This is a genomic window from Rhodobacter sp. 24-YEA-8 (genome assembly GCF_900105075.1).
Taxonomy (GTDB): Bacteria; Pseudomonadota; Alphaproteobacteria; order Rhodobacterales; family Rhodobacteraceae; genus Pseudogemmobacter.
Genome location: NZ_FNSK01000001.1, coordinates 2,203,516 through 2,224,483 on the forward strand (window position 1 = coordinate 2,203,516; position 20,968 = coordinate 2,224,483).

Sequence of the window (20,968 nt, forward strand, 5' to 3'; positions counted from 1 at the left end):
GTGCCAGTCTAACCCCGCCCCGCTGCGCAAGGAAGGGTCGAAAGACAGGCGCGGCGGCCCGCGCAGAAAACCGGCAGCCGCTTTCGCGTCTCGAGATAAACTCTTTCTATCATCCGATTAATAATTTTTCTTGCCAGCCCATCCGCAGCCCGGCTTGATGAGGGTATAAGCAAAGGGGCGCACCGCCCGGCCCTACGCCGCATCGGGCCGGCAGGCACAGACCCCGCCACAGGGAGTATCGCGGCGGATTGAAGAATGACCGGTATCAGTTTCTGGCTGAACGGACTTGAAACCCACATCCCGGAGGCCGAAAGCCCCACCCGGACGCTGCTCGACTGGCTGCGCGACACAGGCGGCCTGAAAGGCACAAAAGAGGGCTGCAACGAAGGCGATTGCGGCGCCTGCACCGTCATCCTGCGTGACGAGACCGGCGCCCGCGCGGTCAATGCCTGCATTCTCTTCCTGCCGCAGCTCAAAGGCAAAGCCATCCGCACCGTCGAAGGCATCACCGGCCCCAAAGGCGAGATGCACCCGGTCCAAGCGGCGATGATCACCCATCACGGCAGCCAATGCGGCTTTTGCACGCCGGGCTTCATCGCTTCGATGGCCGCGGCCCATCTGAACGGCGACCGGAGCCACGATGACAGCCTCGCCGGCAATCTCTGCCGCTGCACCGGCTACGCGCCGATCCTCCGCGCCGCCCGGGCTGCCGAGACCGCCCCCATCCCCGACTGGCTTGAAAAAGATGCCGGTTTCATCTGTCCGGAAATATCCTCGGGGGGTGAGGCCAAAGGCCGAGGGGGGCAGACAGCCCCCCTGACCCCGACCACCACAGATGCCCTCGCAGCCCTTTATGCCGCGACGCCCGAGGCCACGCTGATCGCCGGTGCCACCGATATCGGTCTCTGGGTCACAAAACAGCTGCGCTCCCTCTCACCGGTCATATTCCTCAACCAGATCAAAGACCTGCAAAGCATCACCGATACCTCCGAAGGCCTGCGCATCGGCGCCATGGTCACCATCGCCCGGCTGCGCGCGGCGGTGAAAACCAGCCATCCCGGCCTTGCCGAGCTCCTGCGCCGCTTCGCCTCGGCCCAGATCCGCAACGCGGCCACAATCGGCGGCAATATCGCCAATGGCTCGCCCATCGGCGACGGCCCGCCCGCGCTGATCGCCGCCGGCGCCAGGCTGCATCTGCGCCAGGGCGACACCCGCCGCAGCCTCGCGCTTGAGGATTTTTTCCTCGATTACCGCAAACAAGACCGCCTGCCCGGCGAATTTGTCGAGGCGATCACCCTGCCCGCCGCCCCGGATCTGAGCTGCTACAAGGTCTCGAAACGCTTCGACCAGGATATTTCCGCGCTTTGCGGCTGTTTCAATATCACGCATAGCGAGGGCCGCATCACCTCCGCCCGCATCGCCTTTGGCGGCATGGCGGCGATCCCGAAACGCGCGCGCGGCGCAGAGGCGGCGCTTATCGGTCAGGACTGGAGCGAGACGACGATCCGCCATGCGATGCGCGCCATGGCGGAAGATTACCAGCCGCTTTCCGATATGCGCGCCTCGGCCGGCTACCGGCTTGCTGTCGCGCAAAATCTCTTGCTGCGCTACTTTCTGGAACGCTCCGGCGTTGAAACCTCCGTGCTGAAGGTGGCGCCATGAGCATCGGGAAACCCCTCCCCCACGATTCCGCGCCTTTGCATGTGGCGGGAACGGCGCGCTATCTGGATGACACTCCCCTGCCCCAGGGCGCGCTGCATCTGGCTTTTGGCCTGGCCGGCATAGCGCGCGGGAGGGTCGAGAGCATCGACCTAGCGCCCGTGCTGGCCGCGCCCGGTGTCGTGCGGGTGATTACGGCGGATGATCTGTTCGCCGCTTTCGGCGCTATGCCCGATTGTTCCCCTTCGACCCATGACGAGCCGCTGCTGAGCCCGGATGCCATTCATTTCCACGGCCAGCCGCTGTTTATCGTGCTGGCGGAAAGCCATCTCGCGGCGCGGCGGGCAGCGCGGCTGGCCCGGATCGACTACCACGAAGAAACCCCGATCCTGACCATCGAAGAGGCGCTGGAAGCAGACAGCCGCTTTGAACAGGGGCCGGTGATCTGGGCGCGGGGCGATGCGGCGGCGGCGATTGCAGCTGCGCCGCAGCGGATCGCGGGCCGCTTCCCGGTTGGCGGGCAGGAACATTTCTACCTTGAGGGCCAGATCGCAGCGGCGCTGCCGCAGGAAGACGGGATGCATATCCTGTCCTCGACCCAGCATCCAAGCGAGATCCAGCACAAGGTCGCCCATGCCCTGCATCTGCCGATGGCCGCAGTCCGGGTCGAGACGCGGCGGATGGGGGGCGGTTTCGGTGGCAAGGAAAGTCAGGGCAATGCACTGGCAATCGCCTGCGCGGTGGCGGCGCGCCTGACCGGCCAGGCCTGCAAGATGCGCTATGACCGCGATGATGATATAGTCATCACCGGCAAGCGCCACGATCTCGAGATCCGCTACGAGGCGGGGTTCGATGAAGAAGGCCGGGTGCTCGGGATAGCGGTCACGCATCTTTTCCGCTGCGGCTGGAGCCAGGATCTGTCTTTGCCGGTGGCGGACCGGGCGATGCTGCATGCGGACAATTGTTATTTCCTGAAGGACATCCGCATCGAGAGCCATCGGCTGAAAACCAATACAGCATCCGCCACCGCCTTCCGGGGCTTTGGCGGGCCGCAGGGGATGATCGGGATCGAGCGGGTGATGGATCATATCGCATTCGCCCTCGGACGCGAGCCGCTGGAGGTGCGGCGGATCAATTTCTACGAGCCGACCATTGCAGCAGAGGAACCGGGTGGCCAGCCCCCCGGCGCGTCACGGAGTATTCCGGGCAGGAGAAAGGGCGCTGTTCAGACCACGCCCTATCAGATGCCGGTCGAAGATTTTGTCGGGCAGGAGCTTGTGGCGCGACTGGTGCAAAGCTCGGATTACCTGGCGCGAAAGGCAGAGATTGCGTCCTGGAATGCGCGATCACAGGTGCTCAAGCGCGGCATCGCACTGACGCCGGTGAAATTCGGGATTTCCTTCACCCTGACATGGCTGAACCAGGCGGGGGCGCTGGTGCATGTCTACCAGGACGGCTCGGTGCATCTCAATCACGGTGGCACCGAGATGGGTCAGGGGCTGAACCTCAAGGTGGCCCAGGTGGTGGCAGAAGTCTTTGGCCTTGAGGCAGGCGATATCCGCATCACCGCGACTGACACGGCGAAAGTGCCCAATACCTCGGCGACGGCGGCCTCGTCAGGGTCGGATCTGAACGGGATGGCATCGCGCGAGGCGGCTTTGGTGATCCGGGGGCGGCTTGCCGGATTTCTGGCCGAAAAGCATCAGGTGGCGGTGGAGGCGGTGCGGTTCCAGGACGGGATGGTGCGGGTGGCGGGCGAGGCCTATCCCTTTGCCAGGGTTGCGGCCTGGGCCTATCAGGCGCGGATCTCGCTGTCTTCGACCGGCTTCTACGCCACGCCGAAAATCACCTGGGACCGGATCAGGGGTCAGGGCCGGCCGTTTTTGTATTTCGCCTATGGCGCGGCGGTAAGCGAGGTGGTGATCGATTGCCTGACCGGCGAGAACCGCATTTTGCGCACCGACATCCTGCATGACACCGGATCGCCGCTGAACCCCGCGATTGATATCGGCCAGATCGAGGGCGCCTATGTTCAGGGCGCAGGATGGCTGACCACCGAAGAACTGGTCTGGGACCGCAAGGGCCGGCTGATGACCCATGCGCCCTCGACCTATAAGATCCCGGCCTGTTCCGACCGGCCGCGTATTTTCAATGTGGAACTGTGGAACCGGCCAAATCGCGAAGCGACGGTTGGGCGCTCGAAAGCGGTGGGCGAGCCGCCTTTCATGCTGGGGATCTCGGTCCATGCCGCTTTGTCGGCGGCGGTCGCCGCCTGTGGCGCAGATTGTGGGGATGGGCGGGTCTGGCCTGATCTGGTGGCGCCCGCAACGCCGGAGGCGGTGCTGGCAGCGGTGGAAAGGGTCAGGCGCGATGTTTGACGCAGAAGCCCTGCGGGCGACACTTTCGGAACATGGGCCGGTGATCCGGGTGGTGATCGCCGGACATCAGGGGTCTTCCCCGCGCGAGGACGGGGCGGCGATGCTGGTCTGGGAGAACGGCCAGAAGGGCACGATCGGCGGCGGCGCGCTGGAATATCTCGCCGTGACGGGCGCGCGCAAGATGCTGGCAGGCGCCGGGAATGGCGGGCTGACACGCCATGCGCTTGGCCCGGGCCTTGGGCAATGCTGCGGCGGCTTGGTCGATCTGGTCAGCGAACACTGGGATCAGGCGCGGCTTGCCGGGCTGAGCGGCCCGGTCGTTGCGCGACCTGTCAGCCCGGAGGCGGGCGCGATGCCGTTCCGGATCCGGCGTGCACTGGCGCGGGCCCGCAATGGCCGGGCCTGGGAAGGCGGCCCGCTTTGCACCGGCGGCTGGCTGGCGGAGCCCCTGAGCGCGGCGGCCAGCCCGCTCTGGATCTGGGGGGCGGGCCATGTCGGACGGGCCCTGGTCGCGGTCCTCGGCCCGCTGCCGGATTTCGCGCTGACCTGGATCGACACGGCGCGCGCCCGCTTTCCTGACACCCTGCCCGAAGGCGTCGACGCGCTCTGGGCGGCGGACCCCGCGCAGCTGGTGCGACATGCGCCTGCGGGCGCCGGGCATCTGATCGTCACCTTCTCACATGCGCTGGATCTGGAGCTTTGCCACCTCCTGCTGGGGCAGGAGACGGCGGGAATCGGGCTGATCGGATCGGCCACTAAATGGGCCCGGTTTCGCAGCCGGCTCCTCGCTCTGGGGCATCCGGGGGGTGAAATATCGCGCATCACCTCGCCGATTGGTGATATGAGCCTTGGCAAACACCCACAGGCCATTGCGATTGGGGTGGCGGTGCAACTATTGAAACGGAAACGGGAATCCGGATTGGCCTCCGGGTCAGCAGCGGTGGAAAGAGCGGGGATCACGGATGACAGCCGGTTCGGATGAGCTTCTGCGGCTGGAGGGTCTGACAAGGGCCTATCCGGGTGTCATCGCCAACAGCGATGTGTCTTTCACCATCCGGGCGGGCGAGATCCACGCGCTTCTGGGCGAAAACGGCGCCGGGAAATCGACGCTGGTCAAGATGATCTACGGCCTGGTGCGGCCCGATCAGGGACGGATGACCCTGCGGGGCCAGCCCTATGCGCCAGCGCGCCCCGCCGAGGCGCGGCGTCTGGGTGTCGCGATGGTGTTTCAGCATTTCAGCCTGTTCGAGGCGCTGAATGTCGCCGAGAATGTCGCCCTCGGGATGGAGGATCCGCCGCCGATGCGCGCCCTTTCCGCGCGGATCCGCGAGGTTTCCGAAGCTTATGGCCTGCCGCTTGATCCGGGCCGCAACGTGGGTGATCTTTCTGCCGGGGAACGGCAACGGGTCGAGATCATCCGCTGCCTGCTTCAGGATCCGAAACTGCTGATCATGGATGAACCGACCTCGGTGCTGACGCCGCAGGAGGTGGAGATCCTGTTTCGCACGCTGCGGCAGCTGGCGGCGGCGGGGACCTCGATCCTTTATATCAGCCATAAGCTGGAAGAGATCCGGGCGCTCTGTGATGAGGCAACCATCCTCAGGCGTGGCCGGGTGGTGGCAACCTGTACGCCGCGCGAACGATCGGCACGCGAGATGGCGGAGCTGATGGTCGGCGCATCGCTGGCGGTGCCGGCACGTCGCAAAGGTCAGAAGGGCGATATCGCGCTGGAGGTGAACGGGCTGTCACTGGCCTCGCCGATCCCCTTTGGCACCGCCCTCAAAGACGTGGGCTTCAGCGTGAGAAAGGGCGAGGTTCTGGGGATCGCCGGTGTTGCGGGCAATGGCCAGGACGAGCTTTTGCTGGCGCTGTCGGGGGAAATGCCGGCCCCGGCAGATGCGATCCGGCTCGGCAGCACCGGGATCGGCACGCTCGGCCCGGCCGGGCGGCGTGCGGCAGGGCTGGTGGCCGCGCCCGAGGACCGCTACGGCCATGCGGCGGCACCGGATATGAGCCTGGTCGACAATGCCTGGCTGACCGCATCGGTGCGAATGAACCTCTCGGATCGCGGCTTTATCCGCCGCGCGAGAACGCGCGACTTCGCCGAAGAGGTGATCCGCGATTATGATGTGCGGACACCGGGGCCGGATGTGGCGGCGCGGGCGCTTTCGGGGGGGAATTTGCAGAAATTCCTGATGGGGCGCGAGCTGAAACAGGGGGCCGATGTCATCGTCATCAACCAGCCGACCTGGGGGGTGGATGCCGCGGCCGCAAGCGCGATCCGGCAGAAGATCCTCGATTGCGCGGGCCAGGGTGCGGCCGTCGTGGTGATCAGCCAGGATCTCGACGAGCTGATGGAAATCGCCGACAGCTTTGCAGTGCTGAATGAAGGCCGTCTTTCGGTGCCGCGCCCGGTTGAAGGGCTGAGCACCGAAGAGATCGGCCTGATGATGGGCGGGGCCCATGGGATGGAGGAGGCGCATCATGCGACCTGAAGCGCCGGCATCGGCCAGAGGACCGATTTCTGTACAGAAATCGTGCCAATTCCTGTGCAGGAATTGGTCGGCGCGGCAGGCGGGCGGAGGCGTCCCATGCTGAGGCTCGAGCGGCGCGCCACTCCGTCGCAGTTCTGGCTGTGGTTCACGCCGGTTCTGGCCGTTTTCCTGACCATGGTGGCGGGGGGGCTTTTATTTGCAGCGCTCGGCTCAAACCCCTTTACCGTGATCCGGACCATTTTCTGGGAGCCGCTCGCGGGGGCCAATGCCTCCTATTTCCGCGCCCAGCTTTTCATCAAGGCCGCCCCCCTGATCCTGATCGCGGTCGGCCTTGCCATGGGCTTTCGTGCCGGCATCTGGAATATCGGCGCCGAGGGCCAGTATATCATGGGCGCAATCATCGGCGCCTCGGTCGGCCTTGCCTTCTACCCGACGGAAAACCGGCTGATTTTTCCTGTCATGATCGCGGCCGGCGCCTTTGGCGGCTGGGCCTGGGCCATGATACCCGCCATCCTGAAGACGAAGTTCAACACCAATGAGATCCTCGTCTCGCTGATGCTCGTCTATGTCGCCCAGGCAATCCTCGCCAAGGCAGCGTTCAGCTTTCTGAGAAACCCGGACGGCATGGGCTTTCCCGGCAGCCGCAATTTCTCGGGCTATCCCGCCGCGCGCAATGTCGATCTGATCGAGCGCAGCGGATTCCACTGGGGTGCGGTCGCGGCACTTGGCGTGGCGGTGGCGGCCTATGTGCTGCTGACGCGCCACGGCATCGGCTTTCGCATCCGCCTTGCCGGTCAGGCACCGCGCGCAGCCCGGTTCCATGGTGTAAGCCCTGCCCGGCTGGTGATCTTCTGCCTCGGCCTCGCCGGCGCATTGGCCGGACTGGCCGGGATCTTCGAGGTCAGCGGCCCCTCTGGCCAGATCACCGATAAATTCGCGACCGGCTACGGGTTCACCGCCATCATCGTGGCCTTCCTTGGCCGGCTGAACCCGCTGGGGATCATCCTTGCAGGGCTTCTGATGGCGCTGACCTATGTGGGGGGCAGCCTGGCCGAATCGCGGCTCAACCTGCCTGCCGCCTCGATCCAGGTCTTCCAGGGGATGCTGCTCTTCTTCCTGCTGGGTGTCGATATGCTGACCAATTACCGCATCCGCATCGGCCGGAGCCTTGGGACAGGAGCAGGCGCATGATCATCGGTGGCCTTGATGTGGCGATCCTCCTCGCCTCGCTGATGGTGGGCGCGGTGCCGATCCTGCTCGCAGCCCTTGGCGAGACGGTGGTGGAGCGCTCGGGTGTGCTGAACCTCGGCGTCGAGGGAATGATGATCATCGGCGCGGTCAGCGGCTTTATCGCCGCCGTCACCTTGCAAAGCCCGGTCGCGGGCTTTGCCATCGGTGCCGCCTCTGGCGCGGCCTTCTCGCTGATCTTCGCGCTTTTGACACTGGTGTTCCAGGCCAATCAGGTTGCCACCGGCCTTGCGCTGACCCTTTTCGGGATCGGGGTCTCGTCGCTGGCGGGCCAGGGCTATAACGGCATCAAGCCGCCGGTCACCACGCCTGTGGACCTCGGGCCCCTGCGCGATATTCCCTTTCTCGGGCCGATGCTGTTCCGCCACGACTGGGTGGTTTATTTCTCGCTGCTGATGGTGCTGGTCACCTGGGTGCTGCTGAACCGGACCCGCGCCGGGCTGATCATCCGCGCCGTGGGCGAGAGCCATGAGGCGGCCCATGCGCTTGGCTATAAGGTCAACCGGATCCGGCTTCTGTGCATCCTGTTCGGAGGCGCCATGGCCGGGATGGGCGGCGCCTATGTCAGCCTGGTGCGGGTGCCGCAATGGACCGACCGGATGACCAATGGCGTCGGCTGGATCGCCCTGGCGATTGTGGTCTTCGCCTCATGGCGGCCCGGGCGCGTGCTGTTTGGTGCCTGGCTTTTCGGCGGGCTGATGGTGCTGGGGCCGAACCTCCAGGCCGCCGGCTATGCCATTCCGGTCGAATATCTTGCGATGGCGCCTTACGTCATCACGATCATCGTACTTGTCATCATGTCCTCGGGTCGCGGTCGCAGCTTTGGCGCGCCGGCCTCTCTGGGGCAGAATTTCCACGCCTCACGCTGAGGCATCTATTGCCGGGGCCTGCCGCCCCGGCCCGAACGGGGAGACTACCCATGCAACGCAGAAACCTGCTGGCAACTGCCGCCATCACCCTCGGCCTCGCGCTGTCAGGCGGCGCCGCCATGGCCCAGGGCCTGGAAAAGGTGAAGGCCTGCTTCATCTATGTCGGCCCGATCGGCGATGGCGGCTGGACCTATCAGCACCATCAGGGCGCACTGGCCCTGGTCGAGGAATATGGCGACAAGGTCGAGATCGCCTGGCAGGAATCGGTCCCCGAAGGCGCTGATGCCGAACGCGCGATCACCCAGTTCGCGCTGGATGGCTGCAATATCATCTTCACCACCTCTTTCGGCTTCATGGATGCGACCCAGGCCGTCGCGGCCCAGTTTCCCGATATCAAATTCGAACATGCCACCGGCTTCAAACGCGACCAGCCGAATGTCTCGACCTATGACGCACGCTTCTATGAAGGTCGCGCCGTCATGGGCACCATCGCCGGCCATATGACCAAGTCGAACAAGATCGGCTATATCGGATCCTTCCCGATCCCCGAAGTCATCCAGGGCATCAATGCCTCATTCATCCACGCCAAGAAGGTGAACCCCGATGTCAACATGTCGATCGTCTGGGCCTATACTTGGTTCGATCCGGCAAAAGAGGCCGATGCCGCCAAGGCGCTGATCGACCAGGGCGTCGATGTGATCCTGCAGCACACCGATTCCACCGCACCGCTGGCAGAAGCCGCCAAGGTTCCGGGCGTGATCGGCTTTGGTCAGGCCTCGGATATGTCGGCCTACAAGCCCTCGCCCCGCGTCTCGGCGATCATCGACAACTGGGCGCCCTATTACATCAAGCGCGTCGGCGCTCTGATGGATGGCACCTATGAGCAATCGGCGGCCTGGGAAGGCATCGCGGGCGGCGAAGTCGAGATCGGCGAGATCACCGAAGCCGTCCCGGCCGAGGTGAAAGCCGCTGCCGAAAAGGTTCGTGACGAAATCGCCGCCGGCACCTGGCACCCCTTCACCGGCCCGCTGAACAAGCAGGATGGCTCGGCCTGGCTGGCAGAAGGCGAAGTCGCTGATGACGGCGTGCTCGCCACGATGAACTTCTATGTCGAAGGCATCACCGGCGACATCCCGAACCAGAACTGATCGGGCTCACCCCTGAGGCCCGCCGCACTGGCGGGCCTTTTCATTTGCCCGCCGGCTGGCGCTGCGGTTTGTGCAGCGGGCAACATGGCGGGGCCGGGCTTGACTTCTTCTCATGAGGCGCGTTTTACCGGGGCCTGGAAAAACACCTCGGAAAGGGGACTGATGATGCACGCCTATCGCAGCCATACCTGTGCGGGCCTCGCACGCGCCAATGTCGGCGAAAATGTGCGTCTCTCGGGCTGGGTGCACCGGGTGCGCGATCATGGCGGCGTGTTGTTCATCGACCTGCGCGACCATTACGGTATCACCCAGGTGCTGGCCGACAGCGACAGCCCGGCCTTTGCCGAGCTGAACAAGGTGCGCTCGGAATGGGTGATCCGCATCGACGGCCGTGTGAAAGCGCGAGACGAAAGCCTTGTGAACGCAAAGATCCCGACCGGCGAGATCGAGGTCTATGCGACCGGCGTCGAGGTGCTCGGCCCGGTTGACGGCGACCTGCCGCTGCCGGTTTTCGGCGAAACCGAATACCCTGAGGAAACCCGCCTCACCTACCGCTTCCTCGATCTGCGTCGCGAGACGATGCATAAGAACATGATCCTGCGCTCGAATGTCGTGCGCTGGCTGCGCAATTCCATGTGGGATCAGGGGTTCAACGAATTCCAGACCCCGATCATCACGGCATCCAGCCCCGAAGGCGCGCGCGACTTCCTCGTGCCCTCGCGCCTGCATCCCGGCAAGTTCTATGCGCTCCCCCAGGCACCGCAGCAGTTCAAACAGCTGATCCAGGTCGCAGGCTTTGACCGCTATTTCCAGATCGCGCCCTGCTTCCGTGATGAAGACCCGCGCGCCGACCGCTCGCCCACCGATTTCTACCAGCTCGATATCGAGATGTCTTTCGTCACCCAGGAAGACGTTTTCGCGACCGTCCAGCCGGTGCTGCAGGGCCTGTTCGAAGAGTTCGGGGGGGCCGCAAGGTCTATGCCGACTGGCCGCTGATTTCCTATCGCGACAGCCTGAAATGGTATGGTTCGGACAAGCCGGATCTGCGCAACCCGATCAGAATGGTCGATGTGTCCGAGCATTTCCGGGGTTCGGGCTTCGCGATCTTCGCGAACCTCCTGGAGAATGAGGGCACCGAGATCCGCGCCATTCCCGCGCCGACCGGCGGCTCGCGCAAATTCGCCGATCGCATGAATGCGTTTGCCCAGAAAGAGGGCCTGCCGGGCATGGGCTATATCTTCTGGCGCAAGGCCGAAGATGGCTCGACCGAGGCTGCCGGCCCCATCGCCAAAGCCATCGGTGCAGAGCGGACCGAAGCCATCCGCAACTCACTGGGTCTCGATGTCGGCGACGCCGTCTTCTTCCTCGGCGGCAAGCCCGATGTGTTTGAATCGGTCGCAGGCCGCGCCAGGAACGAGATCGGCCGCGAGCTGAAGCTGACCGAAGAAAACAGCTTCCGCTTTGCCTGGATCGTCGATTTCCCGATGTATGAGAAGACCGACGAGGGCAAGATCGACTTCTCCCACAACCCCTTCTCGATGCCGCAGGGCGGGCTTGAGGCGCTGTCGGGCGATCCGCTGAATGTCTATGCCTATCAGTATGATCTGGCCTGCAATGGCTATGAGATCATCTCGGGCGGCATCCGCAACCATAAGCCGGAAATCATGTATAAGGCGTTTGAACTCGCTGGTTACCCGAATTCCGAGGTCGACAAGCGGTTCGGCGGCATGGTCAAGGCGTTCAAATATGGCGCGCCGCCCCATGGTGGCTGTGCGGCAGGGATCGACCGGCTGGTGATGCTGCTGGCCGATACCACCAATATCCGCGAGGTTATCATGTTCCCGATGAACCAGCGCGCCGAAGACCTGCTGATGAACGCGCCTTCTGATCCGACGAATGATCAGCTGCGCGAATTGCGCCTCAGGGTGATCCCGAAGGACGCATGATGTATCAGACCACGGTCCCCGTCTTTCGCCATTCCCTTTCGCGCATTGCGGATATGGTGGCGATTGCGGGGCCCGAGGCGCTGGATCAGCCCTTCCAGGACATGACGGCCCGCCAGCGATTTTCCATCGCGGCGGGCCTTTCCATTGAGATCTGCTTCCCATTGGCAGGGCGAGAGCTGCCGGATTTGCCAGAGGCGCTCGGGCCGCGTCTTGCAGTGGCGCGGGCCTTGCTGGGCGGCATGAAGCCAACCGAGTTTGACCCCGACCCGTCTCGCAGGATCCGGCGGCAGATCAACGGGATTCCCCTGGATCTTTCCGCCGGAAACTTCCTGCACCTCTTTGGCATGCCCTCGTTTTACTTCCAGATGGCGCTTGGCTATGCCGGGCTGCGGGCGGCGGGTGTCACCCTGAGCGAGGCGGATTTCAACGGGTTCGGCGCTCCATCACCCTAAGGCCAGTCATGCTCTGAAAATCAGTCCAGATCCCGTGACTTCTTGCCCGCGGCAAGGACGCTGCCTAGCCTCGCTCCGGACAGTCAGCGGAGGGCGGGCAATGCAGAATGATCAGACCAAACCGGGGCCGGTCTGGGGCGAAGCCCTGCCCGACTGGACGCCGCCGCCATCGCCTGCGAGTCTCGCACTCGAAGGGCGCAATGTGCGGCTCGAGCCGCTTTCGGCCTGGCAACATGCGGCCGAGCTTCATGACAGTTTCGCCGGCCATGACCGGCTCTGGGACTATATGGGCTACGGGCCTTTCGCCACGGCTGCGGATTATCACCGCTGGACCGAAGCCTCTGAGGGCGACAGGGATCCGTATTTCCTTGTGCTGCGCGATCTGGAAACCGGGCGGGCCAGTGGGGTCGCCTCTTTCCTGCGGATCGCACCGGATAGCGGGTCGGTCGAGGTGGGCCATATCTGCATTTCACCCGTTTTGCAGCGCAAGGTGGCGGTGACCGAAGCGATGCATCTGATGATGGGCTGGGCCTTTGCCGCCGGGTATCGTCGCTATGAGTGGAAATGTAACGCGCTGAACCTGCCCTCGCGCAGCGCGGCGCAGCGGCTGGGCTTCAGCTTTGAAGGGGTCTTCCGCCAGCATATGATTGTAAAGGGTCACAGCCGCGATACGGCCTGGTTCTCAGTAATCGACAAGGAATGGCCAGCGCTGGAGGCAGCGCATAAGGCCTGGCTTGATCCGTCAAATTTCGACATCGAAGACCGGCAGAAGACCCGCCTCTCGGATCTGACACGCCCTTTGCTGGCGGTCCGGGATCCCGGGCTTTTGTGAACCGGGACGGATCTGAACGAGGGAACGAAACGCAAGAGCGGGTATCGGAAGGGCCCGAGCCCGGACCGGCCTGAGCCTTTGCCAATGCCAGGTCGCATGCGCGTTTGCGCCTGGTGCTTTCCTGCGGACGGTTATAACACTCGCTCGTCTTTTAAGCGGCTGCCCTGTGGTAGAAGTCTTGCACGGACCGGCGTAACCCATTGCAAAATATTCGTTTTCTAAGAACATCAGCGTCAATCTCATGTAACCGGTGCCCTCCCTCATCTCCATGCGATTTTTGCAGCCGCCTTCCCGGGCCAGCAGCCGGAGAAACCATCCACCCGGCTCTCGCGGAAGACGGCCCCTCATGCCCGGCCCCCTCAGACCCAGCCCTGCCGCGTGCTGCCGGAGCTTTTACCAGGTGGCAGGAAAGCCGGCATCTGCCGGATCTTTTCGCTGAGGATCGCCCGGATAGGACCGGGATCGCCATTGCGGCTGACCGCTTCGGCCGCGGATTTCAGCGCCTCATCGCCACTTTGCAGCGCGAGGCCGGCCAGAAATCCGCGCAGCCAGTCGCGGGTGGCCTGTGCTGTGGGGGCATGCTGCAATCTGGCCTCGGCAAGCCGCAGATCATCGCGCAGCGCCATCGGATCGGGTTCCACAGCAGCGGGGTCGCCCCCACCGCCAGGCGCGCCGCGCAGATGCCGGTCGCACAGATGCGCCAGAACTGCCGCCTGAAACCCGGCAAGATCGGGCAGCGGCTTGCCGAGATAGCCCGCGGCCCCCGCCCGCATCGCCCGCGTCATCCCGTCGCTGTCGGCGCTGGTTCCCAGCACCACCGGCCCGCCTGTCCCGCTCAGGCCGCTGATCAGATCTTCGCCCCGCCCATCGGGCAGACCCAGATCGACAATCATCAGATCCGGCCGGTAGATCCCCAGATGTGAGGCCGCAGCCGCCAGGCTTTCCGCCCGCCTGAGACGCGCGCCCGAGCGCTGGTACATCAGCCGCAACGCCTCGCTGGCAAAGCGGCTGTCTTCCACCGCAAGCACCGTCAGCCCCCGCAGGGGCAGCGACAGGGCGACAGGCAGAAGACCGGGCAATACAACCGGACTGGCGGGAAGACGGCTGGCCATAGGGCTGATCCTTTCGCGGCGGCGGTCGGGGTGATTCTCTCCCTCCAGCCTCGCAGATCTCTGATGAAGCCTGCGTTAACAGAGGCCTCTCTCCCCCTTGCCCCGCCCTGCCCCGGCGCGCATAAGTCCAGGAGACCCTACATGAAGCAGGAGAAGCCGATGATCGGACGTCTGAACCATGTCGCCATTGCCGTGCCCGATCTTGAAGCCGCCGCGCGCCAGTATCGCGACACGCTTGGCGCAAAAGTCGGCGCCCCTCAGGATGAACCCGATCATGGCGTGACGGTGATCTTCATCGAATTGCCGAATACCAAGATCGAACTGCTGTATCCGCTGGGCGAAAACTCTCCGATCAATGGCTTTCTGGAAAAGAACCCTTCGGGCGGCATTCACCATATCTGCTATGAGGTCGAGGATATAATCGCGGCCCGTGACCGGCTGAAGGCGCAGGGTGCGCGGGTGCTGGGCAATGGCGAGCCGAAGATTGGCGCCCATGGCAAACCCGTCCTTTTCCTGCATCCCAAGGATTTCAACGGCTGTCTTGTGGAGCTTGAACAGGTATGAACCTCACCTCTGGCGTCGTCCTCTTCGCGGTCACCTGGTTTCTGACCTTCTACATCGTGCTGATGCTGCGCACCCGCACCCAGGCCGAGGCGGGCGATATCGTTCCGGGCACCCCCGCCGGGGCGCCGGCCGAAGAAAATATCGGCCGCTCGGCCCTGATCGCCACGGGCTTTGCACTGGTGATCTGGGGGGCGATGGCGGCGGTGATCCTCTGGGGCGGCATCACCATCGAAGACCTTGATTTCCGGGGTATTCTGGAGCCGAAAGACAGCGTGCAAACGCCGGCATCCTGACAGGCCCACACCGCGCCCAAGCGGTGGAAAGCAGAAGTGTTCCAGGCCATTCCCATGAAGGGCGCGGCCTGGATCAGCGCAGACAGGACAAAAATCAGCGCGGCCGGCAGCGCCTGAGGGGGATCAGGCCGGCCCGAGCCCCCATTGCACCACCCGCGCAGGATCCGGGCGCGGCCGGTCGGGAAACGCATGCGCGGCTGTGCCGATATGGATGATGCCCGCCACGGTCTCGGCGCCCTGGCAGCCAAAGGCCCGCGCCCGGAACACCGCATCATGTGCCGGCCAGCCGCTGAGCCAGTTCGCCCCCCAGCCCGAGGCCGTCGCCACCGACAAAAGCGACATGCACAGCGCGCCCGCAGACAGCACCTGCTCTTCCACAGGGATCTTATCCGAGGCTTTCGGCGCGGAAATCACCACCACCGCCAGATGGCCGCGATCATACTGGCCGCGCCCCTTTTCAAGTTTTTCCGCATCCGCTCCCATCTCTTTCGCCCGTGCCTCGGCCAGATCGGCGAGGCGGGTGAAATCGGGTTTTTCCAGCACGATCAGGCGCCAGGGCTCCAGCTTGCCATGATCGGGCACCCGGAGCGCCAGCTGCAGCATCGCGGTCAGCTCGTCCCGCGACGGCACCGGCGGGTTAAACATCCTGGCCGGCTGCGACAGGCGGGTGGCCAGGAAATCCAGCGCGGCGGTGTTTTTGTTGGTCATCATGCTCTCCTTTGCGGTGCAGCCCCCTGTCACGGCCAGCCGGAAAGCGCGGACGGTCGGGGGAATCTGACCGGCGGACCTTGCCGTCATTTGCCGATGAGGTGAAGCCTTGCTGTGACATCACCCCGGCGCGGCAAAGCGCGCCTCGTGATCGAGCAGCCATCGCTTGCGTTCCAGCCCGCCAGCATAGCCCGTCAATGCGCCATCCGCACCGACAAGCCGGTGGCAGGGCAGGATCAGGTTGAACGGGTTGCTGCCATTCGCACGCCCCACTGCCCGCGCCGCGCCCGGCCTGCCGATCCGGAGCGCCTGTTCGCCATAGGTCACCGGTCTGCCGGGCGGGATGCGGCGCAAGGCCGCCCAGGCGAGGTTCTGGAACGGGCTGCCCGTCAGACAGACCGCGATCCCGTCTGTCGCCGCCAGATCGCCCGCGAAATAGGCCTCCACCGCCGCAGCCACCCGGCGCGGGATCGCCCCGGGTCGCAGATTGACCGGCCCGATGCGGCGCGAGAGCAGCCGGTGCAGCCGGTCCTCATGGTCCGCATATTCCGATGCCATCAGCCCGCCCGTCGCATCTGTGACCATGATCAGCGCACCCAGCGGGGTCGCGATGCTGCCGATGGTCAGCGCAGCGGCAGACTTACCGGTCAGGTCAGTGGTCGGATCTCCGGTCTGATCATCGGGCGTCATGGAAGATGATCCCAAGTGTATGCCTTTGCCCGGAGCGAATGCGGCTGACGCCATGACGAAGGTTGACACGGTAGCTGCCTCTTGTGCCCTCGACCGGCCGGTTATGCACCGCAAATGCGACCGCGTCACCCTGCGCCAGTGGCACCACCTCGGCCCGGCTCTGCATCCGGGGGCGTTGCTCGGTCAGCACAAACTCGCCGCCGGTAAAATCGCGCCCCGGCTCGGACAGAAGGAAGGCCACCTGGATCGGGAAGGCCAGATCGCCATAGAGATCCTGATGCAGGCAATTGAAATCGCCCGGCCCATATTGCAGGAGGAGCGGTGTCGGACGTGTCTGGCCGGCCTCATGGCAGTCGCGCAGGAAATCCTGATGGCGATCCGGATAGACCCGCCCTGCCCCCAGACGCGCGCTCCAGTCATTCGCAAGCCCGGCGAGATGCGGATAAAGCGCGCTCCGCAGCCCCGCGATCAGATCCGGCAGCGGATAGCGGTAATACTTGTATTCGCCCCGGCCAAAGCCATGCCGTGCCATGTGGATATGGCTGCGAAACGGCGCCTCTGCACCATAATCCCCGGCAAGATCCGCGCATTCCCCGGGTGAAAGAAGCCCTGGCAGAACCGCGCAGCCAAAACTGTCCATCCCGGCGGCAAAGGCGGCCCAGTCATATTGGCGCAGCCTGTCCACAGCGCCGGATGCGACATCAGGCGCGGGAACGGGCGAAGTGCTGACCTCAGACAGACCGCTCACAATCCACCCTCCTTTTCCAGCAGCGCGCGTTTGCGGGCAATGCCCCAGCGATAGCCCGACAGCGCGCCATCATTGCGGATCACGCGATGACAGGGGATAGCGAGCGCGATCCGGTTGGCGCCGCAGGCCTGGGCGACCGCACGCACCGCTTTTGGCGCGCCGATGCGGCGGGCGATATCGGCGTAAGAGGCGGTCTCTCCCGGCGGGATCTGCCGCAACGCCTGCCAGACCCGTTCCTGAAACGCGGTGCCCCGAATATCGAGAGGCAGATCAAACCCGGTCTGCGGCGCCTCAACCAGGCCCGCAACCCGGGCCACCAGCGCCTCGAATTCCGGGTCATCACCGATCAGCCTGGCGCGGGGAAAGCTGTCCTGCAGATCCCGGACCAGCGCCTCGGGGTCATCGCCCAGGGTAATGGCGCAGATGCCCCGGTCACTTTGCGCAACCAGGATCGCGCCAAGGCTGCTCGCCCCGACCGCAAACCGGATCTCGGCATCCTTGCCGCCATTGCGAAAAGCCGTCGGGGTCATGCCAAGCGCCGCGTCCGAGCCTTCGTAAAACCGGCTGCCAGAGCCAAAGCCCGCGCCATAGATCGCGCCGGTCACGCTGCTGCCCTTGTCGGCCAGCTCGGCCCGGACCTTGCGCCGGCGATGCGCGCTGGCCCATTGCGCCGGGGTCAGCCCGGTCACTGCCCGGAACTGCCGGTGGAACCACCAGGGGCTCATGCCGATCTTTGCTGCCAGATCCTGCAGCTTCGGCACCTCTTCGGAGGCCTCGATCAGCCGGCAGGCGGCGGCGACCAGCGCGGCATTCGCCTCGGTCACCGAGGGCCCACGCGGCGCGCAGCGCTGACAGGGGCGGTAGCCCGCCGCCTCCGCCTCATCCGGAAGATCGAAAAAGCGCACATTTTGCGGCTTCGCCCTGCGCGAGGGGCAAGAGGGGCGGCAATAGACGCCCGTGGTCTTTACCGCATAGACAAAGCGGCCATCAGCCGCCGCCTCGCGTGCCACCACGCTCTGCCAGCGCGGATCCTGTTCGGTCGCAGACGTGGTTGCGACAGCTGAATTACGGGTCGTCATCATGATGCCCCTCATGGTCCTGCTCATTACAGGATCAGATTAACCCCGTCATCCGGCATCCCCACTCCGATCCTTGCGGTCAAATTCGCGAGGTCTGACCCGGTCGGAAAATGCGAAGGATGCTGGCCTCAGAGCATAGCACAGGATCCGAACCGGAATGTACCTCCGGATCTGTGTCGCAGCCCGTATTGCGGTCTTCACCCTTGCCCGCTGCAGCGGTCAGGGGCTGACTGGCCGGAAGAGGCCGTGCGGCTGGCGCGGATCGCGGGATCCCGGCAAGGGCCGCTGGTGGTGGCCGGAGATGAGGTGTGGTCAGGGTTTCGGGCGGATCAGGTCGCTGACCTCAGGTAGCTGGCAGAACGAATCCCGTACATCGTGCAAGAGATTTGTACGAGCGCTTCGCAAATACGGTCATTTCGGTCGCGTAGTTTCCTGCATCGTCCGGCATCATCTCTTTGACGCAAAATGCCAAGATGCTGATATACAGGTATAAAATGGTGATCCCGACAGGACTTGAACCTGTAACCTGCCCCTTAGGAGGGGGCTGCTCTATCCAGTTGAGCCACGGGACCGTCCGCGCCTTCAATGCACAAAATCCCACGTCATGGCAACCTCCCGGGCTGACCAGGACGTGGGTTTTCTGCGGCAATGTGCCTTTGAGGGGTCAGACCGGCTCGAGAAGCCCTCTGCCCTTCAAAAGCGCCTCCACCCCCGGCATGGCGCCGCGGAACTTCAGATAAAGCTGTTCCGGGTCTTCCGAGCCACCGGCCGAGAGGATGTAGCGTTCAAGCTTTGCCGCCATTTCCGGATCAAAGGCATTGCCGGTCTCTTCAAAGGCAGCAAAGGCATCGGCATCCATCACTTCCGACCACATATAGCTGTAATACCCCGAGGAATATCCATCGCCGGAAAACACATGTGCAAATTGCGGCGTGGCATGGCGCATCGGGATCGCATGGGGCAAGCCGATTGCGGCAAGCACCTCGGCCTGTTTCTGCATCGGATCCTGGGGCGCGGGGCCGGAATGGAATTCCAGATCGACCAGAGCCGAGGCGAGGAACTCGACCGTGGCAAAGCCCTGATCCCAGGTCGAGGCCCCTAACAGCCGGTCGCGCAGATCTGCGGGCATCGCTTCGCCGGTCTGGTAATGGCGGGCATATTCCTCCAGCACTTCCGGCACTTCCAGCCAATGCTCGTAAAGCTGGCTCGGCAGTTCGACGAAATCGCGCGCCACGCTGGTCCCCGAGATGAAGCCATAGGTCACATCCGACAGCATCTGGTGCAGCGCATGGCCGAATTCATGGAACAGGGTCCGCGCATCGTCATAAGACAAGAGGCACGGATCTCCCTTGGCAAAGTTGCAGACATTGACCACGACGGGGCGCTGATCACCGCCAAGCCTGCGCTGCGACCGGATCGCCGAACACCAGGCCCCCGACCGTTTCGAACCCCGCGCGAAGTAATCGCCAAGGAAAACCGCGATATGGCGGCCGTCACGGGTCACTTCCCAGCCGCGCACATCCGGGTGGTAGAACGGCCCGGAGATCTCGCGGAATTCCAGACCGAAAAGCCGGGTGGCACAGCCGAACATCGCCGCCAGCATCGCATCAAGCGAGAGATAGGGCTTGATCACCGCCTCATCGAGATCATGTTCCGCAAGGCGCCGCTTCTCGGAGTAATAGCGCCAGTCCCAGGGTTCCAGCGGCCCGTCAATGCCATCCGCATGCAGCATCGCCTCCAGTATCTGGCCATCCGCCAGCGCCTTTTTGCGCGCAGGCGCCCAGACCCGCATCAACAGATCCCTGACTGCCTCGGGCGTTTTCGCCATTTCCGGTTCCAGCTTGAAATGCGCGAAATCCGGATAGCCGAGCAGCTTTGCCCGTTCTTCGCGCAAGGCGAGCGTCTCGGCGGCAATGCCACGGTTGTCGGTCGCCCCGCCATTGGCGCCGCGTTGCCCCCAGGCCTCCCATGCCTTTTGCCGCAGGGCGCGCCGGGGCGAGAATTGCAAAAACGGCACGATCAGCGAACGGGAAAGCGTCACCACCGGGCCAAGCCCGCGCTCCGCCCCCGCCGCGCGCGCGGCTTCGACAACAAAACCCGGCAGGCCTTCGAGGTCATCTTCGGCCAGCTCCATGAACCAGCTGCGCTCATCGGCCAGCAGATTCTGGCTGAAGCTGGTGCCAAGGCTCGCCAGCCGCGACTTCACGGCGGTCAGACGTTCCGCCGCCGCGCCATCAAGCCCCGCGCCCGATCTGACAAACATCTGCCGGTAGAGGTCCAGCACCCGCAGTTGCTCTGCGGTCAGTCCCAGATCCGCGCGCGCCTGCCAAAGCGCTTCGATCTTCGCAAACAGGCCCTTGTTATTGGTCACTTCCGAAGAAAATGCGCTCAGCTTCGGCGCCAGATCGCGCTGCAAGGCCTCGCGCGCCTCGTTGGAATCCGCACCGGCGAGATTGTAGAACACCCCCGCCACCTGATCGAGCTCACGCTCTGCCAGTTCCAGCGCCTCGATCACGCCGGCAAAATCCTGCGCCTCGCCGGCGCTGATCGCGCCAATACGGTCCCGCGCCGCCGCCAGTGCCGCATCGAAAGCCGGCGCGAAATCCTCATCCCGGATCTGTTCAAAGGGCGGCAGCCCGAAAGGGGTGTCCCATTTCTCAAGGAGAACATTCATCGCGACACCTCTTTCTTCAGATCCATTCTCTGTCTTTAAATATCCCGCGACAGGCGCCCCGCAAGGGGGGCCG

The 20,968-nt window shown here is 64.3% G+C and carries 17 protein-coding genes, 1 tRNA gene and 1 pseudogene; 12 read left to right on the forward strand and 7 right to left on the reverse strand.

What is annotated here, in order from left to right; genetic code table 11:
* Positions 1-255 precede the first annotated feature (255 nt).
* The 10 genes and pseudogenes from xdhA to BLW25_RS10760 all read left to right on the forward strand — a co-directional run bounded on the left by xdhA (position 256) and on the right by BLW25_RS10760 (position 13,027).
* Entirely contained in the window at positions 256-1,662 is a 1,407-nt protein-coding gene (xdhA, locus tag BLW25_RS10715; RefSeq protein ID WP_092898910.1) for a xanthine dehydrogenase small subunit, read from the forward strand.
* Entirely contained in the window at positions 1,659-4,037 is a 2,379-nt protein-coding gene (xdhB, locus tag BLW25_RS10720) for a xanthine dehydrogenase molybdopterin binding subunit (protein WP_092898912.1), read from the forward strand. Before xdhA ends, xdhB begins: the two co-directional genes overlap by 4 nt.
* On the forward strand, positions 4,030-5,019 hold the full coding sequence (xdhC, locus tag BLW25_RS10725; RefSeq protein WP_092898914.1) for a xanthine dehydrogenase accessory protein XdhC: 990 nt from the start codon (positions 4,030-4,032) through the stop codon (positions 5,017-5,019). The genes xdhB and xdhC overlap by 8 nt, the downstream gene beginning before the upstream one ends.
* On the forward strand, positions 5,000-6,532 hold the full coding sequence (locus BLW25_RS10730) for an ABC transporter ATP-binding protein (RefSeq protein ID WP_092898916.1): 1,533 nt from the start codon (positions 5,000-5,002) through the stop codon (positions 6,530-6,532). Before xdhC ends, BLW25_RS10730 begins: the two co-directional genes overlap by 20 nt.
* A 96-nt stretch (positions 6,533-6,628) precedes the next feature.
* Entirely contained in the window at positions 6,629-7,723 is a 1,095-nt protein-coding gene (locus tag BLW25_RS10735; RefSeq protein ID WP_092898918.1) for an ABC transporter permease, read from the forward strand.
* Entirely contained in the window at positions 7,720-8,649 is a 930-nt protein-coding gene (locus BLW25_RS10740; protein ID WP_092898920.1) for an ABC transporter permease, read from the forward strand. The genes BLW25_RS10735 and BLW25_RS10740 overlap by 4 nt, the downstream gene beginning before the upstream one ends.
* A gap of 50 nt (positions 8,650-8,699) precedes the next feature.
* Positions 8,700-9,797: a BMP family ABC transporter substrate-binding protein gene (locus BLW25_RS10745; RefSeq protein WP_092898922.1), complete on the forward strand. Its 1,098-nt coding sequence runs from the start codon at positions 8,700-8,702 to the stop codon at positions 9,795-9,797.
* Positions 9,798-9,962: 165 nt separating this feature from the next.
* Positions 9,963-11,743 (forward strand): annotated as a pseudogene (gene aspS, locus BLW25_RS10750) (aspartate--tRNA ligase).
* Positions 11,743-12,195 (forward strand): DUF1993 family protein, encoded by a 453-nt coding sequence (locus tag BLW25_RS10755; RefSeq protein ID WP_171909525.1) that lies wholly within the window; start codon positions 11,743-11,745, stop codon positions 12,193-12,195. The pseudogene aspS and the gene BLW25_RS10755 overlap by 1 nt, the downstream one beginning before the upstream one ends.
* 100 nt (positions 12,196-12,295) lie before the next feature.
* Positions 12,296-13,027: a GNAT family N-acetyltransferase gene (locus tag BLW25_RS10760; RefSeq protein WP_092898926.1), complete on the forward strand. Its 732-nt coding sequence runs from the start codon at positions 12,296-12,298 to the stop codon at positions 13,025-13,027.
* A gap of 359 nt (positions 13,028-13,386) precedes the next feature.
* On the opposite strand, the gene BLW25_RS10765 is transcribed toward BLW25_RS10760, so the two are convergent.
* The gene (locus BLW25_RS10765; protein ID WP_092898928.1) at positions 13,387-14,139 is read right to left on the reverse strand and encodes a response regulator; all 753 of its coding nucleotides are present in this window, start codon (positions 14,137-14,139) and stop codon (positions 13,387-13,389) included.
* A 159-nt stretch (positions 14,140-14,298) separates the two neighbouring features.
* On the opposite strand from BLW25_RS10765, the gene mce reads away from it, so the two are divergent.
* Together mce and BLW25_RS10775 are read left to right on the forward strand one after the other, a co-directional pair.
* Positions 14,299-14,703, forward strand: a complete 405-nt coding sequence (gene mce / locus BLW25_RS10770) for a methylmalonyl-CoA epimerase (protein WP_092901888.1) — start codon at positions 14,299-14,301, stop codon at positions 14,701-14,703.
* A complete protein-coding gene (locus tag BLW25_RS10775) occupies positions 14,700-14,996 on the forward strand; it encodes a DUF1467 family protein (RefSeq protein ID WP_092898930.1) in 297 nt (98 codons plus the stop codon). The genes mce and BLW25_RS10775 overlap by 4 nt, the downstream gene beginning before the upstream one ends.
* A gap of 123 nt (positions 14,997-15,119) precedes the next feature.
* Here BLW25_RS10775 and BLW25_RS10780 read toward each other — a convergent pair whose 3' ends face one another.
* The 6 genes from BLW25_RS10780 to BLW25_RS10805 all read right to left on the reverse strand — a co-directional run bounded on the left by BLW25_RS10780 (position 15,120) and on the right by BLW25_RS10805 (position 20,895).
* A complete protein-coding gene (locus BLW25_RS10780; protein ID WP_092901891.1) occupies positions 15,120-15,704 on the reverse strand; it encodes a nitroreductase family protein in 585 nt (194 codons plus the stop codon).
* Between the two features lie 120 nt (positions 15,705-15,824).
* Complete coding sequence (locus BLW25_RS10785) at positions 15,825-16,394, reverse strand: methylated-DNA--[protein]-cysteine S-methyltransferase (RefSeq protein ID WP_092898932.1); 570 nt, start codon at positions 16,392-16,394, stop codon at positions 15,825-15,827.
* Positions 16,381-17,142, reverse strand: coding sequence for a 2OG-Fe(II) oxygenase (locus BLW25_RS10790; RefSeq protein WP_216279355.1), 762 nt, complete (start codon positions 17,140-17,142; stop codon positions 16,381-16,383). The genes BLW25_RS10785 and BLW25_RS10790 overlap by 14 nt, the downstream gene beginning before the upstream one ends.
* The gene (gene ada / locus BLW25_RS10795) at positions 17,139-18,224 is read right to left on the reverse strand and encodes a bifunctional DNA-binding transcriptional regulator/O6-methylguanine-DNA methyltransferase Ada (RefSeq protein WP_290438673.1); all 1,086 of its coding nucleotides are present in this window, start codon (positions 18,222-18,224) and stop codon (positions 17,139-17,141) included. Before ada ends, BLW25_RS10790 begins: the two co-directional genes overlap by 4 nt.
* Before the next feature lie 492 nt (positions 18,225-18,716).
* Positions 18,717-18,793, reverse strand: a tRNA-Arg gene (locus tag BLW25_RS10800).
* Positions 18,794-18,885: 92 nt separating this feature from the next.
* On the reverse strand, positions 18,886-20,895 hold the full coding sequence (locus BLW25_RS10805) for a M3 family metallopeptidase (RefSeq protein ID WP_092898936.1): 2,010 nt from the start codon (positions 20,893-20,895) through the stop codon (positions 18,886-18,888).
* Between the last annotated feature and the right edge of the window lie 73 nt (positions 20,896-20,968).

Bases quoted from the DNA above. Each gene is read 5' to 3' on its own strand.
- xdhA (WP_092898910.1), top strand. From the start codon at position 256: ATGACCGGTATCAGTTTCTGGCTGAACGGACTTGAAACCCACATCCCG.
- xdhB (WP_092898912.1), top strand. From the start codon at position 1,659: ATGAGCATCGGGAAACCCCTCCCCCACGATTCCGCGCCTTTGCATGTG.
- xdhC (WP_092898914.1), top strand. From the start codon at position 4,030: ATGTTTGACGCAGAAGCCCTGCGGGCGACACTTTCGGAACATGGGCCG.
- BLW25_RS10730 (WP_092898916.1), top strand. From the start codon at position 5,000: ATGACAGCCGGTTCGGATGAGCTTCTGCGGCTGGAGGGTCTGACAAGG.
- BLW25_RS10735 (WP_092898918.1), top strand. From the start codon at position 6,629: ATGCTGAGGCTCGAGCGGCGCGCCACTCCGTCGCAGTTCTGGCTGTGG.
- BLW25_RS10740 (WP_092898920.1), top strand. From the start codon at position 7,720: ATGATCATCGGTGGCCTTGATGTGGCGATCCTCCTCGCCTCGCTGATG.
- BLW25_RS10745 (WP_092898922.1), top strand. From the start codon at position 8,700: ATGCAACGCAGAAACCTGCTGGCAACTGCCGCCATCACCCTCGGCCTC.
- BLW25_RS10755 (WP_171909525.1), top strand. From the start codon at position 11,743: ATGTATCAGACCACGGTCCCCGTCTTTCGCCATTCCCTTTCGCGCATT.
- BLW25_RS10760 (WP_092898926.1), top strand. From the start codon at position 12,296: ATGCAGAATGATCAGACCAAACCGGGGCCGGTCTGGGGCGAAGCCCTG.
- BLW25_RS10765 (WP_092898928.1), bottom strand. From the start codon at position 14,139: ATGGCCAGCCGTCTTCCCGCCAGTCCGGTTGTATTGCCCGGTCTTCTG.
- mce (WP_092901888.1), top strand. From the start codon at position 14,299: ATGATCGGACGTCTGAACCATGTCGCCATTGCCGTGCCCGATCTTGAA.
- BLW25_RS10775 (WP_092898930.1), top strand. From the start codon at position 14,700: ATGAACCTCACCTCTGGCGTCGTCCTCTTCGCGGTCACCTGGTTTCTG.
- BLW25_RS10780 (WP_092901891.1), bottom strand. From the start codon at position 15,704: ATGACCAACAAAAACACCGCCGCGCTGGATTTCCTGGCCACCCGCCTG.
- BLW25_RS10785 (WP_092898932.1), bottom strand. From the start codon at position 16,394: ATGACGCCCGATGATCAGACCGGAGATCCGACCACTGACCTGACCGGT.
- ada (WP_290438673.1), bottom strand. From the start codon at position 18,224: ATGATGACGACCCGTAATTCAGCTGTCGCAACCACGTCTGCGACCGAA.
- BLW25_RS10805 (WP_092898936.1), bottom strand. From the start codon at position 20,895: ATGAATGTTCTCCTTGAGAAATGGGACACCCCTTTCGGGCTGCCGCCC.